This window comes from Kingella potus (genome assembly GCF_900451175.1).
In the GTDB taxonomy this organism is placed as follows: domain Bacteria; phylum Pseudomonadota; class Gammaproteobacteria; order Burkholderiales; family Neisseriaceae; genus Neisseria; species Neisseria potus.
The window spans coordinates 235,807-251,204 of the sequence record NZ_UGJJ01000003.1; the positions used below are offsets into that span (position 1 = coordinate 235,807).

13 protein-coding genes are annotated in these 15,398 nt (G+C 60.7%); 5 read left to right on the forward strand and 8 right to left on the reverse strand.

The genetic code is table 11. The features are described from left to right. Window positions 1-141 precede the first annotated feature (141 nt). The 3 genes from DYE40_RS11210 (at window position 142) to recN (ending at window position 4,593) form a co-directional block, all read left to right on the forward strand. Window positions 142-2,043 (forward strand): type IV pili methyl-accepting chemotaxis transducer N-terminal domain-containing protein, encoded by a 1,902-nt coding sequence (locus tag DYE40_RS11210; RefSeq protein WP_115309173.1) that lies wholly within the window; start codon window positions 142-144, stop codon window positions 2,041-2,043. Continuing rightward, a complete protein-coding gene (locus tag DYE40_RS11215) occupies window positions 2,040-2,714 on the forward strand; it encodes a response regulator (RefSeq protein ID WP_115309174.1) in 675 nt (224 codons plus the stop codon). The genes DYE40_RS11210 and DYE40_RS11215 overlap by 4 nt, the downstream gene beginning before the upstream one ends. A gap of 214 nt (window positions 2,715-2,928) precedes the next feature. Further along, window positions 2,929-4,593 carry a DNA repair protein RecN gene (recN, locus tag DYE40_RS11220; RefSeq protein ID WP_115309175.1) on the forward strand — a complete coding sequence of 555 codons (1,665 nt, stop codon included), beginning with the start codon at window positions 2,929-2,931 and terminating at the stop codon, window positions 4,591-4,593. A 1,037-nt stretch (window positions 4,594-5,630) separates the two neighbouring features. Here the strand turns inward: recN and DYE40_RS11225 are convergent. Further along, entirely contained in the window at window positions 5,631-6,314 is a 684-nt protein-coding gene (locus DYE40_RS11225) for a tetratricopeptide repeat protein (RefSeq protein WP_115309176.1), read from the reverse strand. Window positions 6,315-6,450: 136 nt separating this feature from the next. Here DYE40_RS11225 and DYE40_RS11230 point away from each other — a divergent pair, with 136 nt between their 5' ends. After that, window positions 6,451-7,674 (forward strand): aspartate kinase, encoded by a 1,224-nt coding sequence (locus DYE40_RS11230; protein WP_115309292.1) that lies wholly within the window; start codon window positions 6,451-6,453, stop codon window positions 7,672-7,674. Between the two features lie 71 nt (window positions 7,675-7,745). On the opposite strand, the gene rlmB is transcribed toward DYE40_RS11230, so the two are convergent. The 3 genes from rlmB to DYE40_RS11245 all read right to left on the reverse strand — a co-directional run bounded on the left by rlmB (window position 7,746) and on the right by DYE40_RS11245 (window position 11,194). Beyond that, window positions 7,746-8,495 (reverse strand): 23S rRNA (guanosine(2251)-2'-O)-methyltransferase RlmB, encoded by a 750-nt coding sequence (gene rlmB / locus DYE40_RS11235; protein WP_115309177.1) that lies wholly within the window; start codon window positions 8,493-8,495, stop codon window positions 7,746-7,748. Between the two features lie 259 nt (window positions 8,496-8,754). Beyond that, window positions 8,755-9,270, reverse strand: a complete 516-nt coding sequence (locus tag DYE40_RS11240; RefSeq protein WP_115309178.1) for a hypothetical protein — start codon at window positions 9,268-9,270, stop codon at window positions 8,755-8,757. A gap of 4 nt (window positions 9,271-9,274) precedes the next feature. Further along, complete coding sequence (locus tag DYE40_RS11245) at window positions 9,275-11,194, reverse strand: ABC-F family ATP-binding cassette domain-containing protein (protein WP_115309293.1); 1,920 nt, start codon at window positions 11,192-11,194, stop codon at window positions 9,275-9,277. A gap of 138 nt (window positions 11,195-11,332) precedes the next feature. On the opposite strand from DYE40_RS11245, the gene grxD reads away from it, so the two are divergent. Then, window positions 11,333-11,641 (forward strand): Grx4 family monothiol glutaredoxin, encoded by a 309-nt coding sequence (grxD, locus tag DYE40_RS11250; RefSeq protein WP_115309179.1) that lies wholly within the window; start codon window positions 11,333-11,335, stop codon window positions 11,639-11,641. 227 nt (window positions 11,642-11,868) lie between these two features. Here the strand turns inward: grxD and DYE40_RS11255 are convergent, their stop codons facing one another. The 4 genes from DYE40_RS11255 to DYE40_RS11270 form a co-directional block, all read right to left on the reverse strand. Beyond that, entirely contained in the window at window positions 11,869-12,573 is a 705-nt protein-coding gene (locus tag DYE40_RS11255) for an epoxyqueuosine reductase QueH (RefSeq protein WP_115309180.1), read from the reverse strand. Between the two features lie 31 nt (window positions 12,574-12,604). Continuing rightward, window positions 12,605-13,372: a CDP-diacylglycerol--serine O-phosphatidyltransferase gene (gene pssA / locus DYE40_RS11260; protein WP_115309181.1), complete on the reverse strand. Its 768-nt coding sequence runs from the start codon at window positions 13,370-13,372 to the stop codon at window positions 12,605-12,607. Window positions 13,373-13,561: 189 nt separating this feature from the next. Beyond that, window positions 13,562-14,062, reverse strand: coding sequence for a transcriptional regulator (locus tag DYE40_RS11265; RefSeq protein ID WP_115309182.1), 501 nt, complete (start codon window positions 14,060-14,062; stop codon window positions 13,562-13,564). A 47-nt stretch (window positions 14,063-14,109) separates the two neighbouring features. Next, window positions 14,110-15,330 (reverse strand): pseudouridine synthase, encoded by a 1,221-nt coding sequence (locus DYE40_RS11270; protein ID WP_244731347.1) that lies wholly within the window; start codon window positions 15,328-15,330, stop codon window positions 14,110-14,112. Between the last annotated feature and the right edge of the window lie 68 nt (window positions 15,331-15,398).

Genomic DNA, 15,398 nt, shown 5'->3' on the forward strand with positions numbered 1-15,398 from the left:
TTTTAACGACTTACCCTGTTTTCTTTTCGGCTGTCTGAAAACGGCAAAGCAGTAAATCCGCAGAAACAGACTTTTAAAAAAAGGCGAAACCGCCGAAAATATCCGCCCCATATCGACCTCCGTTACCGCCGCCGAACTGCCATGAACCGCTTCCAAAGCCTTACCTTCCGCCTCAAATTCTTCACCCTGTTGTGGATTGCCGTGTCCGTCGCCTCGATTGTGTTCACGCTTTATCTTTCGCTGTGGCTGGAAGGCAATGCGGCGGCGATCAACGATTTGGGCAGCCTGCGTTTCCAAAGCTACCGGCTGGCACTTTTGGCGGAGGAAGCCGTGCCGCAGCCGGAAATCGACGCGCGGATCGGGCAGTTTGACGAAGTGTTGGCCGCCGTGCGGCGCGGCGATCCGCAGCGGCCGCTGTCGCTGCCGGACAATCCGCAGGTCATGGCGCGGATGGCCGCTTTGGAGACGCAGTGGCGGCAGGAAATCAAGCCGGTTTTCCAAGCCGCCTCGGCGGGACGCAAAATCGGCTCGGCGCAACTGGACAGCTTTCTCCACACCGTCGACGACACCGTGGCGGCGGTGGAGCGCACCAGCGCGGCCTACATTACCTGGCTGCGCATCTTCCAAAGCGCACTGCTCGCGCTGGTGCTGGTCAGTTCGGCGGTGATGGTGTGGCTGACGCGGATTTGGATTATCGCGCCGCTGCAAGAGCTTTTGAGCGGCGTTCAGGCGGTGCGCGACGGCGACTTCGGCGTGCAGATGCAGGCGGCGGGTTCGTCGGAATTTGCCGAAGTAAACAGCGGCTTCAACCAGATGAGTGCGCGGCTGTCCGAGCTGTACGGCAGCCTGGAGCAGCAGGTGGCGGAAAAAACGCAGGATTTGGAACGCAAAAACTTCATCCTCGGCACGCTTTATGCGTTTTCCTCGGTGCTGGGCAAGCCGCAGAGCGCGACGGAGGCTTCGGAAGTGTTTTTGGAGCGGCTGATGAAAATCGCCGAAGCCGATGCGGGCAGCGTACGCCTCACCGACCCGAAGCGGCAGCGCATGGACTTGGCCGCGCAGATCAGCCTGCCCCAATCCCTGCAACAGTCCGAAGCCTGCTCGAAAATCGGCGACTGCTTCTGCGGCGCGGCGGTGCAGAACAACGAAGCGCGTGCCATCCGTTTTTACGACACGCGCCCCAAAGCCGCCGACCTCGGCCCGCAATACGACTACGAATGCCGCCGCCACGGCTTTGCAGACCTGCGCGTGCTGCCCATCCGCTACAAGGAGCAGGACATCGGCATCGCCACCCTCTACTACCGCCATACCCAGGAAATCGGCGGCACCGTGGGCGAGCTTTTGGAGCTTTTGTGCAGCCAGTTCGGCGTGGTCGTTACCAACAGCCGTCTGGGCGAGGAAAGCCGCCAGCTTGCCGTGTTGCAGGAGCGCAACCTGATTGCCCAGGGGCTGCACGACAGCATCGCCCAAACCCTAGCCTTTCTGAATTTGCAGGTACAGATGCTCGAAAGCGCGCTGGACTCGGGCAGCAGCGAGCTGGCCGGCGAAAACCTGCAATTCATCAAAAGCGGCGTACAGGAATGCTACGACGATGTGCGCGAACTGCTGTTGAATTTCCGCACCAAAATCGGCCGCCGCGATTTTGCCGAAGCAGCCGACGAAGTGGTTGCCCGCTTCCGCCGCCAAACCGGCACCGAAGCCCATATCGTCTGGACGCAGGACCAGGGGATGCCCCTTTCCAGCGACCAGCAGCTCCAATGTATTTTCATTTTGCAGGAAAGCCTGTCCAACATCCGCAAACACGCCCGCGCCGCCCGCGTGGACATCGAAATCGACAACGGCCGCGACTTCGTGATGACCATTACCGACAACGGCATCGGCTTCGATGCCGAACACCTCGAAAAGCTCTCCGGCAACCACGTCGGCCTCAACATCATGAAAGAGCGTGCCGCCCGCATCCGTGCGCAACTGAACCTCGCCTCCCAACCCGGGCAGACCCGCATCCGCCTGATTCTGCCCGCCCAAGAAAGACACCCCGCATGAACACCGAAAACCAAAACATCCGCATCGTCCTCATCGACGACCACACCCTCTTCCGCAGCGGCATCAAAGCCCTGCTCGCCCGCCAGAGCGGCTTTGAAATCGTCGGCGAAGCCGCAGACGGCCTCTCCGGCATCAAAACCGTGCGCCAGACCGAGCCGGACGTGGTGCTTTTGGACTTGGATATGCCCGTGATGAACGGCCGCGAAACCCTCGCCCAAATCCTCAGCGTCCGCCCGCACCAGTGCGTCGTCATGCTGACCGTGTCCGAAGACAGCGACGACCTGCTCGAATGCATGAGGCTGGGTGCGCACGGCTTTCTGCTCAAAAACATCAACGCCGACTTCCTGACCGAATCCATCCGCAACGCCGCCGAAGGCAACAACGTCTTCTCGCCCGAAATGATGGCCAGCATGGTGCAGTCGCTCATCCGCCCCGCCAAACCCGCGCAGGACAACCGCCTCGAAGAACTCACCGCCCGCGAACTCGAAGTGCTCGGCTACCTCGCCGCCGGCCACAGCAACAAAATCATCGCCCGCAGCCTCGATTTGGCCGAGTCCACCGTCAAAGTCTATGTGCAGAACATCCTGCGCAAACTCGAGCTGACCAGCCGCGTCCAGGCCGCCGTGTATGCCGTGCAGCACAAAGTGCCGCTGCCGCCGGAAAAAGCATAAGGCATCCGCTGCGCACAAACACACCACGCTTGGAGGCCGTCTGAAAACACAGTTTTGCCAAACCCTGTTTTCAGACGGCCTTTTTTACCCGCCCCGCCGCAGCGCGGCAAAACACGGCTCAAACACCTCCCCCGCTTCACCCGCCCCCTGCCGTTTCCCCGTCGGCGGCTATATAATCCGCCCTTTTTCAGACGGCCTTAACCGGAGGACAACCATGCTGCTGGCACTCACACTGGACGACTTCGTCATCGTCGACCACCTCGACCTCGACTTCCAACCCGGCTTCACCGTACTCACCGGCGAAACCGGCGCGGGCAAATCCATCACCCTCGACGCAATCGGCCTGCTCCTGGGCGACAAGGCCGACTACGCCCAAGTGCGCAGCGGCGCGAAAGAAGCCCGCCTGTCCGCCCTGTTCGACCTCTCCGGCCTGCCCGATCTGCAAAGCGACCTCGCCGCGCAAGGCCTCATCGAAGAAAACGCGGCCGAACTCACCATCCGCCGCATCATCGATGCCAAAGGCAAAAGCCGCAGCTACATCAACGGCCAGGCCGCCACCCTCGCCCAACTCAAAAGCATAGGCAGCCGCCTGATTGACATCCACGGCCAACACGCCCACCAGTCGCTCAACCGCGAAGCCGTCCAACGCGAACTGCTCGACGCATACGCCGGCTGCACGGAGCTTGCCGCCGAAGTCAAAACCGCCTACCGCAGCCGCCAAGCCGCCCTCGAAGCCCTGCGCACCGCCCGCGAAGAAGGCGAACAGCTGCAAACCGAACGCGAACGCCTCGAATGGCAGGCCGGCGAACTCGACCGCCTCGCCCCCCTTCCCGGAGAATGGGAAAGCCTCAGCCGAAGCCACGACAGCCTCGCCCACGCCGCCGAACTCATCCGCGCCGCGCAGGAAGCCGAAGAAACCATCAACGGCGAACAAGGCCTGCAATACCACGTTTACCGCTGCCGCAAAACCCTCGAAAGCCTCAGCCACCTCGAACCCCGCTTCGCCGAAAGCGTAGAGCTCCTCACCAGCGTCGAAGCCGAACTGGAAGAAGCCGCCGCCGCCGTGCGCAGCGTCGCCTACCGCACCGAACTCGACCCCGCCGAGCTGGCCGCCAAAGAAGAACGCATGGGCGAACTCATGTCCGCCGCCCGCAAATACCGCATCGAGCCGCAGGAGCTGCCCGCCAAACTCGCCGAAACCGCCGACGCACTCGGCCGCCTCGAAGCCGCCGCCGACACAGAAGCACTCGAAGCTGCCGTGCAAAAATGCGAACAAGCCTATATGCAGACCGCCGAACAGCTCTCCGCACACCGCCGCCAAGCCGCCGCCCGCCTCGGTGAAGAAACCACCGCCTATATGCAGAAACTCGCCATGAAAGGCGCGGAGTTTGCCGTAGCCCTCCAAGCCGCCCCACCCTCCGCCCACGGCCTCGAACAAGTGCAGTACCAAGTATCCGCCAACCAAGGCAGCCCCCTGCGCCCCCTGGACAAAGTCGCCTCCGGAGGCGAACTCGCCCGCATCAGCCTATCCCTGCAAGTGGCCGCCAGCCGCCACACCGCCATCCCCACCCTCATTTTCGACGAAGTGGACACCGGCATCGGCGGCGGCGTGGCCGAAACCGTCGGCCGCGCCCTCGCCGCCCTCGGCCAACAACGCCAGGTACTCGCCGTAACCCACCTGCCCCAAGTCGCCGCCTGCGGCCGCAACCACTGGCAGGTCAGCAAAAACAGCGACGGCACGCAAACCCTCAGCAGCATCCGCGTCCTCGACGGCGACAGCCGCACCGGCGAAATCGCCCGAATGCTCGGCGGCGAAACCATCACCGACACCACCCGCCGCCACGCCGCCGAAATGCTGGAAAACGCCCAAAAAGCGTAGCACCCGTTTTTCAGACGGCCTCCATACGCAAGCCGTCCGCCAAACAAGATACACCGCCCAAGCAGCACCCGCACACCACCATGCCGGTCAAAGGCCGTCGAAAACCGTTTTGCAGTTTTCAGACGGCCTTTTGTCGGAGTTTGGGAAGTTTGGGAAAAGTTTTGGGGACGAAGTTTGGGAGAACGCGTGCGTCGCTGTGCGACACCCTGCGCGGTTTGCATGATGTAGGGCGTGCCGCCCCAAAGCGGCGCACGCGTTCTTTGTTTTACAGGCAACATCTCCGACCAATCCGCAAAACCGCGTGCATGGCAGAGCGACACCCTAACGCGGGAATCGGCATGAAAAAACAGCAAACCGTCAGGTAGGGTGTGTCGCCAGAGCGGCGCACACGGCCAAAGGTTTGACGGTTGTTCCCGAACTTGCGGCAAACGGGGACGTGCAGAACTGTTATCCCATGCAGAGGGCGGAGATTGGTTTTCAGACGGCCTGCTTCCCTCTCCCGCTCTGTACATGTACATACGGGGGAGGATTAGGGTGGGGGAAGCTGCCGCTTCGGCTGCACTGGCGGTGTTCCGGTGCTTGCAGCGGAAAAGCGGTTCGGGAAACCCGTCCCCGTCCCCGCCTCTCCCCCGCGCGGGAGCAAGGGAGGGGGTGGGTAGATGTCGGATTGCCTGTTGTGGAACTTGCGGCAGACGCGTGCGTGGCAGAGCCGCACCCTGCGCGGACGCTAAGGCCGTCTGAAATGCTGTACGGCAGATTTTCAGACGGCCTTTTTATCGAGGATGGAGGAGACGCGTGCGTCGCTGGGGCGACACACCCTACTCGGGTGGTAGGAACAGGTTTTCAGAAAGAGACAAAGCCGAAAACCACAGAAGGTACGGATACGGCAAGGCAGCAGATTTTTTATTTTGTTCCGCTATACGCTATATATGTGTCTGGCGCACGCATTTTCGGATTGCGGCTGAAAGACAATCCCCGACCAAAAACCGCGTGCGCCGGAGCGGCATCCCTGTCTGAATGAACGGCAGCAGGCCGTCTTAACCGCCCATCGGCACTCTTTTCACTTCCACGCGGCCGGACTGCACCGCTTCAAGCATCCGTTTTGCCTCTCCGTCCTGCGGATACTGCTTCACATAGGCGCGGATTTCGCGCAAGGCCTGCTCTTTCTGACCTTTGGTCAGCAGCACGGCGGCAAGCGTTTTGCGCGATGCGGCGTTGCCGCCGTCCACTGCCTGCCGCAACATGCGCAAAGCCGCGTCGGGCTGGTTGGCAGAGGCGAGAAAGCTGCCGTATTCGCCCAGCGTCTGCGCCCGCTGCGCTTGGGGCTGCACCGACAGCAGTTTGCGGTAGTAGCCGTCGGCGGTTTGCGCCGCGCCCTGCACGTCGAGATTGTGGGCAATCCAGGCCAGCCGCGCGGTGTGGTGCAGCATGGGAAGGTAGTTGCCGTCCGAGGGCTTGACGATGTCGGTTTCAATCAGGGCGCGGAATATATTCAAAAGCTCGCCCGCATCGCGTGCGGCGCGTTTTTGGTCGGCGGCATTGTCGAAACGCACGGGATAATTGCCCGCGTGTCCGGCCAGATCGTTGAAGATTTTGTCGGCGGCAGGGCCGTTGAAACGCTGGCCGGCCAGTACGCTCTGCTTCACATTGTGCTGCAGGTAGGGCGCGGCAAAGGCTATGCCGAAAGATGCCAGCAGAATGGCGGCGAGGATTTTTTTCATGTTGCTGCTCCTTATGTTTGGCGAATCGGGAACGCGATTTTACGCAGCAAACCGCGCAGCCGCCAAATTCCTTGTCGGCGCGGCGAAAAATGGCAATAATGCCGCCTTTCGCATTGTTCAAACAGAAAGCACGAAAATGGCACTAATCGTACAGAAATACGGCGGCACTTCGGTGGGTTCGCCCGAACGCATCAAAAACGTCGCCAAACGTGTCGCCCAAGCCCGCGCCGAAGGCCATGACGTGGTGGTGGTGGTGTCCGCGATGAGCGGCGAAACCAACCGTCTGGTGGCTCTGGCACACGAAATGCAGGAGTTTCCCGACCCGCGCGAGCTGGATGTCGTCCTTGCCACCGGCGAGCAGGTAACCATCGGCCTTTTGGCAATGGCCTTGAAAAACATCGGCCTCCCCGCCAAAAGCTACACCGGCTGGCAGGTGGCCGTGCAAACCGACGACGCGCACACCAAAGCCCGTATCGACCACATCGATGCGGACAAAATGCGTGCCGATCTGAAAGAAGGCCGCGTGGTTATTGTGGCCGGTTTCCAAGGCGTTACCGCAGGGGGCGACATTTCCACCCTCGGACGCGGCGGCTCGGACACTTCCGCCGTCGCCCTGGCTGCCGCGCTCCACGCCGACGAATGCCAGATCTACACCGACGTGGACGGCGTATACACCACCGACCCGCGCGTCGTGCCCGAAGCGCGGCGCATGAGCACCATCTCGTTTGAAGAAATGCTCGAACTGGCGAGCCTGGGCTCGAAAGTCCTGCAAATCCGCTCGGTGGAGTTTGCCGGCAAATACAAAGTGCGCCTGCGCGTATTGAGCAGCCTGACCGAAGGCGGCGAAGGCACCCTGATTACCTTTGAAGAGGACGAAAACATGGAAAAAGCGGTTGTAAAAGGCATCGCATTCGACAAAAACCAAGCCCGCATCAATGTGCGCGGCGTATCCGACAAACCCGGCATCGCCTACCACATCCTCGGCTGCGTCGCCGAAGCCAATATCGAAGTGGACATGATCATCCAAAACGTCGGCGCACAAGGCACCACCGATTTCTCCTTCACCGTGCCGCGCGGCGACTACAAACAAACCCTCGGCCTGATGAACGGCCTCAAATCCGACCTCGGCGCGGCCGAAGTAAACGGCGACGACACCGTATGCAAAGTGTCCATCGTCGGCGTGGGTATGCGCTCGCACGCGGGCGTGGCCGCACAAATGTTCCGCGCCCTGGCCGAAGAAGGCATCAACATCCAGATGATTTCCACCTCCGAAATCAAAGTGTCGGTGCTGATTGACGAAAAATACATGGAGCTGGCCACCCGCGTCCTGCACAAAACCTTCGGCTTGGAACACGCCTGATTCCGCCGGCGCACGATTGCAAAGGCCGTCTGAAAACTGTTTTTCAGACGGCCTTTGCTTGTCCTGCGCGGCTACTGCCCTGCTTTCAACACCTTCTGCCTGCGCGTTTCGCTCAAAACCATGCCCGCGCTGACCGACACGTTCATGCTGCCGACCGTGCCGAACATCGGTATCGCCACCAGCATATCGCAATGTTCGCGCGTGAGGCGGCGCATCCCTTCGCCTTCGTTACCCATCACCCACGCCACGCTGTCGGGCAAATCGGTGTGGTACAGGTCGGATTCGCCACCCATATCCGTGCCGACAATCCAGATGCCGTATTCTTTCAGTTCGCGCAGGGTGCGGGCGAGGTTGGTTACCGTGATATACGGCACGGTTTCGGCCGCGCCGCAGGCAACCTTGCTGACCGTGGCGTTCAGCCCCGCACTCTTGTCTTTGGGCGCAATCACGGCGTGTACGCCCATCGCGTCGGCGGTACGCAGGCACGCACCGAGATTGTGCGGGTCGGTAATGCCGTCGAGTACCAGCAGCAGGGGCGGCTCGCGCAAATTGTCGAGCACGTCTTCCAGATGGACATGGTTTTTCGATGCGTCGATAAAACCGGCTACACCCTGATGACGTGCGCCTTTGGCTATCGTGTTCAAGCGGTCGGCATCGGCAAAATGCACGCGCACGTTTTCGGCGGCGGCCTTTTCCAACACTTCGCGGGTACGCGCGTCGGATTTTTCTTTCTGAACATAAAGCTCGGTAATCGATTTGGGATTCTGCCACAGGCGGGCATTGACGGCGTGGAAGCCGTAGATGAGTCGTTGGTTGGCCATGGTGTATTCGGAAGGGAAGGAAAACGGTGGAAGCGGCGGGATGATACAGGCCGTCTGAAAACGGCAAACGGGCTTGGGCGGCAGTAAAGCCGTTTGCCGTTTTCAGACGGCCTCACGCGGTTTGCGGACAACAGGAAAATGCGGATTCGACGGCGGTTCCTGCCGGCGGACAAAGGCGGAAAACCGGTGCGGAAGCGCGGGCAGCGCGGGATTTTTCGGACAGTGCGGATAGAGCGGACGAGGCCGTCTGAAAAACGGTTTACATTCTGCTCAATTCGCGCTGCAAGGCCTGGATATTCTGCTGGCGGTCTTGGATGCTGGCGGTAAGCTGGCTGGCGCGGTTTTGGTTTTTCTGGGCGCGGGCAACGCTCAATTCGTTTTGTGCGGAATTGAGTGCCTGGCGTTCGTTGGCCAGCTCCTGTTCCAAGATGCTGCGGCGGCCGCTGTTGCCGGAAGGCTTGGGCAGGTTGAGTTCGGCGGTTTGCAGCGGCGGGGCGTTGCGCACGGGGGCGGAGGCTTTCATGCTGCCGCCGGCGCGGGGGGCGGCGGGAGATGTGGCGGCGGATGGGGTGTAGCTGCGCGGGGTCGGCAGGCTGGTATATTTACCGATTTTGGGCAGGTCGGGCGTGCGGCAGCTTGCCGACGGGCGCGAAGTGTAGACGGTTACGCCGCCGATGGTGCATTCGTAAACCTTCGCTGCGGCCGCGTCGGAGAATGCGGCGGCGGCAAGCACGGCAAACACGAGCGGTTGCGTTTTTTTATATTTGATTTTCATAATGTTAACCCCTAAGTTCGGTTTCGGTGTCGCGCAGGATGCTTTCGAGTTCTTCCTGCCAGCCCAGCCAGTTTTCTTCCATTTGTCCTAATTTTACTTTGGTTTCTGCCAGTTGGGTAAGTGTTTGCTGCAATTTGGCTTTATTTTCTTCGCAATAGGCCTGCTCTTGTGCCAAAAATGCTTCACAGGCCGTCTGAATTTCGCCCAGTTCGGCCATTTCTTTTTCCACACGTTCGATTTTCTGCCGTATCGGTTTGCCGCGTTTGGCTTTTTCCTGACGGATTTGCGCTTCGATGCGTTTGCTGTCTTTGCGGTTTTGGCCTGTGGCGGAGGCGGCGGGCGCGGCGGCGGCGTTTTCTTGTGCCAGGCGGTAGCGGCGGTAGTCGTTCAAATCGCCGTCAAACGGTTTCAGACGGCCTTTTTCGATCAGCAGGAAGCTGTCGGTGGTGGCTTCGAGCAGGCTGCGGTCGTGGGATACGACGATGAGTGCGCCCTGAAAGCTCTGCAAGGCCAGCGTGAGGGCGTGGCGCATGGCCAAATCAAGGTGGTTGGTCGGCTCGTCGAGCAGAAGCAGGTTGGGTTTCTGCCAAACGATCATGGCCAATGCCAGCCGTGCCTTTTCTCCGCCGGAAAAGGGCCCGGTGTTTTGCAGGGCGGCATCGCCGGTGAAGTTGAAGCCGCCGAGGAAGTTGCGGATGTCTTGTTCTTTGGCTTCGGGCGAAAGCGTGCGGATGTGCCACAGCGGGCTTTGGTCGCCGCGCAGGGTGTCGAGCTGGTGTTGGGCGAAATAGCCGATGTTGAGTTTTTCGGCACGGACGATGTGGCCCGCCTGCACGGGAAGACTGCCCGCCAGCGTTTTGACAAAGGTGGATTTGCCGCTGCCGTTTACGCCCAACAGGCCGTAGCGCGCGCCGCTTTCGAGCGACAGGCTGATGTCGTGCAGGACGGTGCCGCCGCCGTAGCCGAGATCGGCATGGTCGAGTTTGAGCAGGGGGTTGGGCAGGTGGGCGGGCGGATCAAATTCAAACGAGAAGCCGCTGTCGAAATGGGCAGGGGCGATGCGTTCGAGTTTGTCCAGGGCCTTCATGCGGCTTTGCGCCTGAACGGCTTTGGTGGCTTTGGCTTTGAAGCGGTCGATAAAGGATTGCAGGTGTTTGATTTGTGCCTGCTGTTTGAGGTAGGCGGCCTGCTGCTGCGCCAGACGGCGGGCGCGTTCGGCCTGGTAGAAGTCGTAATTGCCGCCGTAGAGTGTGAGCTTGCGGCCGGACAGTTCGACGGTTTGCGTGGTGGCGGCGTTGAGGAAGTCGCGGTCGTGGGAGATGATGATTTGGGTGCAGGGCAGGCCTGTCAGATGGTTTTCCAGCCACAGCACGGTTTCCAAATCCAGGTGGTTGGTGGGCTCGTCGAGCAGCAGCAGGTCGGCACGGCACATGAGTGCCTGCGCCAGATTGAGGCGCATCCGCCAGCCGCCGGAAAAAGATTTGACGCTGCGGCCGTGTTCTTCCTGCGAAAATCCCAGCCCGTCCAGCAGCTTGGCCGCGCGGGCGGGGGCGGTGTAGGCTCCGATTTCTTCCAGCCGCGCATGACATTCGGCTTGTTTCATGCCGTCGTTTTGCGCCTGCGCCTGCGCTAAGGCCGTCTGAAAAAGCTGCAATTCCCTGTCGCCCTGCAAAACGTAATCCAAGGCGGAAATGTCGAGTGCCGGGGTTTCCTGCGCAACCGAGGCGGTTTTCCAATGCGGCGGCAGGGAAATGTCGCCGCCGTCTTGGGCGATTTCGCCTTTTATCAGGGCAAACAGGCTGGATTTGCCGCTGCCGTTGCTGCCGATCAGTCCGATGCGCCGGCCGGGGGCAACGGTCAGGCCGGCACGCTCGAGCAGCAGCTTGCTGCCGCGTTGCAGGGTAATGTTTTTGAGTTCTATCATGGTTCGGCGCGGGCGCGTTTGCGGGAAAGGCGGCATTTTAGCCCGTATGTGCGTTTGCCGAAACATTCGTTTCAAATTCGTAAAAAGGCGGCGTATAATGGCGCGGTTTTTGCCAACGATTTTTTTCAAGGAACCCAAATGAGCATCCAAGAGCAGATTAAAGAAGTGCTGGCCGAGCATCCCGTCGTGCTGTTTATGAAAGGCACCAAGCAGTTTCCGCAATGCGGCTTCTCTTCCCGCGCCGTGCAGCTTCTGAACGCGGTGGGCGCGCAATATGTTACCGTCAATGTGCTGGAAAACCCGGAAGTGCGCCAGGGCATCAAGGAATACAGCAATTGGCCGACCATCCCGCAGCTTTATGTCAACGGCGAATTTATCGGCGGCGCGGACATTTTGCAGGAAATGTACGAAGCGGGCGAACTGGAAGAGCTGTTGGGCGCGAAATAAAGCCCGCGTCCGAAATGCCGGAAAAAGGCCGTCTGAAAATCCGTTTGCGCGGTTTTCAGACGGCCTTTTTGGTTTGCAAATCCGCCCCAAAAACTACGGCGGGAAAATCCGTTGTCCATCCCAAAACGCGTGCGCCGCTTAGGCGGCACATCCTGCCTAAACGGCAATAAGGCCGTCTGAAAACTGTGTTACGGGTTTTCAGACGGCCTCCTGCCCAAGCGGCGGATTCAGCGTTTTTCGTATTCGGTGGCGGGGTCGCCGTAATACAGCACGCCCAGTTTGATGGGGATGCGCCCCTGCGATTTGCGGTGGGCGTTGGAATCGCGCAGCGAGTAGGCGCAGCCGCAGTATTCCTGCTGGTAGAAATGTTCGCGTTTGCTGATTTCGATCATGCGCGCGCTGCCGCCGCCTTTGCGCCAGTTGAAATCCCAGTAAACCAAGCCCTCATACGGCGCGGCGGCGCGGCGGCCGCAGTCGTTGATTTGCGCCATGTTTTTCCAGCGCGAGATGCCCAGCGAGCTGGTAAACACGGGAAAGCCGTGTTCGTGGGCGTATTGGGCAGCTTTTTCAAAACGCATGTCAAAGCACATGGTGCAGCGGATGCCGCGTTCGGGTTCAAACTCCATGCCTTTGGCTTTGGCAAACCATTCTTTGCGGTCGTTTTCGTAGTCGTCGTCTTTATCGACGAAGGGGATACCGAATTTTTCGGCAAAGCGCAGGTTTTCCTCCTTGCGCAGCAGGTATTCTTTGAGCGGATGGATGTTGGGATTGTAGAAATAGATGGTGTAGTCGATGCCGCTGGCGAGCATGGCTTCCATCACTTCGCCGCTGCACGGTGCGCAGCACGAATGGAGCAGGACTTTTTTATGGCCGCCGGGCGGCACGAGTACGGGGCGGTCGATGGCGGAAACTTCGGGTGTGTTGGTGTTCATGACGGTATGGTTTGATGTGTGTGAAAACGGATTATGCGGTGCGCCGCTGCCGTTTGCGCCACAGCCGCCAGCCGTAGTGGATGTAGCCGGAGAGGCTGTAGCCGAAGGCGATCAGAAACAGGGCGAGCGCGGGGCTGAGGGCGAGCGCGAGCAGCACGAGCATGATGAGGACGAGGGAGAAAAACGGCACTTTGCGGCGGACGTTGATTTCTTTGAAGCTCCAAAAAGGAAGCTGCACCACCATCGACAGACCGGCAAAGAGGGTGATGAAAAACGCCCACCATTTCACGCCGGTGAAGTTTTCGACGCTGTGGTTGACCCAAATCAGGCCGACAATCAGCGCGGCGGCGGTGGGGCTGGGCACGCCGACAAACCAGCGTTTGTCGGATTTGCCGCTGCCGATGAGCGTGTTGAACAAAGCCAGACGCAGGGCGGCGCAGGCGCAGTAGATAAAGGCAACGGTGTAGCCGAGCCGGCCGAAATTCAGAAGCTGCCATTTGTACACAATCAGGGCGGGGGCGACTCCGAAGCTCACCATGTCGGCCAGGCTGTCGAGCTGTTCGCCGAACGCGCTCTGGCTGTTGGTCCAGCGGGCGACGCGGCCGTCCATGCCGTCGAGCAGCATGGAGATGAACACGGCGATGGCGGCGGTTTCGTAATGGCCGTGCATGGCCTGGGTGATGGCGAAAAAGGCGGAAAACAGGGCGGCGATAGTGAAGGAATTGGGCAGGATGTAGATGCCGTTTTCACGGATGCGCCGGATGGCGGCGCGGCTGCCGGGGTGGGGAGTGGCGGACATGGTGTCGTGCGGTGGGAATGGTTGCAAATCGTGCGCGATTATAACCGATTTGCAACAGGCCGTCTGAAAACGGGTTTTCGGAGCGGCAAGGCAGGAAGCGCGTGCGCCGCTTTGGCGGCACACCCCACACCGGCGCAGAGGCCGTCTGAAAATGCGGTTTCGGCCTGCCCGTAAGCCCGCGCTGGTGCCCTACTTCACCCGCCTGACCGGAAGATAGTAGGCATCGGGCGCGGAGTACATTCTCAGCCCTTCGTTGCGGTTGAGTTGGATGAAGACCATCGCGCCGTCCGAGCAGCTCAGCGAAAGGCTGACGCGCGGGTATTTTTTGTCGGGGCGGATTTCCGCCAACACGTCCCGCAGGGAGGCGGCATAGGCCTCGGCTGCTTCTTGCGGGCTGCCGATGCCGTCGTCTTTGATGCTGGCGCGGATGTCTGCGGCAAGTTTGCTGCCGCCGATGCGGTCGGTCTGGTGCGAATAGCCTTGTTTGCGGTTGGCGCATTCCGGCCGGGGGGCGGCAAATTCTTCAAAACCGTGGCGGCCGATCACAAAGCGTTCGGCAGAGGCCTTGCCGTTTTTGCCAACGGTTTCTTCCCACGTTCCGTAACTTTGGCGGTACGGATTGCCGCCCGCTTGGGCGGCGGCAGCCAGAAGCAGCGAAGCGGCGAGAACGGCTGTTTTCAGATGTTTCATGGCATTTTCCTTTTTGTGGTTGGGGAGATTTTCAGACGGCCTCCAAGCTATTTTCTGCGGCGTTTCTCGCCCGGCAGGCCCATGTCCGCCCATTTGACGATATTGGCCACTTCGGCGGGATTGAGTTCGTAAAACCGGCCGCGTTTGAGGCGGTTGGGCAGGCCGATGGGGCCGAAGCCGGTACGCACCAGGCGGCTTACCGTCAGGCCGAAATGCTCGAAAATGCGGCGCACTTCGCGGTTGCGGCCTTCTTTGATGACCACGCTGTACCATTTGTTCGCACCCTCGCCGCCCTGCTCGAAAATGCGCTCGACTTTCGCTATGCCGTCTTCCAGCATCACGCCCTCTTCGGTGAGTTGGCGCATTTGTTCGGTAGTCATTTCGCCGAGCACGCGCACGGCATATTCGCGTTCGACTTCAAAACTGGGGTGGGCGAAACGCTGCACCAACTCGCCCGATGTGGTGAGAATCAGCAGGCCGCAGGTGTTGATGTCCAGCCGCCCGACGGCCACCCAGCGGCTGCTGGCGGCCTGCGGCAGGCGGTCGAAAATGCTCACGCGGCCTTGCGGGTCGTCGCGCGAGACGATTTCGCCTTCCTGCTTGTAATACAGGATGATGCGCGGCAGCCTGTCCGCCCATTTGAGCCTGATGATGCTGCCTTTCACCGTTACCTGGTCGTCGGGCGACACTTTGTCGCCAAGCTGCGCGGGTCTGCCGTTTACCTGCACCAGCCCTGCGGCAATCCATTCCTCCATTTCGCGCCGCGAGCCGACACCCGAGGCGGCCAGCACTTTTTGCAGGCGTTCGGGCTCGATGCGTGCAAGGTCGCCGCGCCGCTCTTTCAATTCGCGTGCGCGCTCCATGATTTTCCGGTTCGGATTGCGGACAACCAGTTTTTTCGCTTTGGAGGCACGCTGCTTGGGAGGACGGCTGCCGCTAAGGTTTTCAGACGGCTTCCTGCTTTCGGGCAAACGTTTTTCGGACGCTCTGCCGCCTGTGCCGCTGCGGGCGGCGGCTTGGTTGCGGGCGGTTGGGCGGCGGCCGTCGGATTCGGGCTGCTGCGTGCCGTCGGAATGCCGCCGCCTTTCGCCGCGCCCGAACGCTTTTTGCTCGTTTTCGCCGCGCGGAAACTCCCTTCGGTCGGTTTCAACCGCTCTGCGGGCGGCCGGGCGGTTTTCAGACGGCCTTTTGGCCGCGCGGGCGGTTTTGGCGGGGGTGGCGGACACGCCGTCGCGCCATTGGCGTTTGCTGGTTTTTTTCTTCGGCATAGCGTTCTCCTGACGCGCCCCCGCGCCGTGCGGCGGGCGGTTCTTCTGCGGTTTGGCAACGGCAGGTG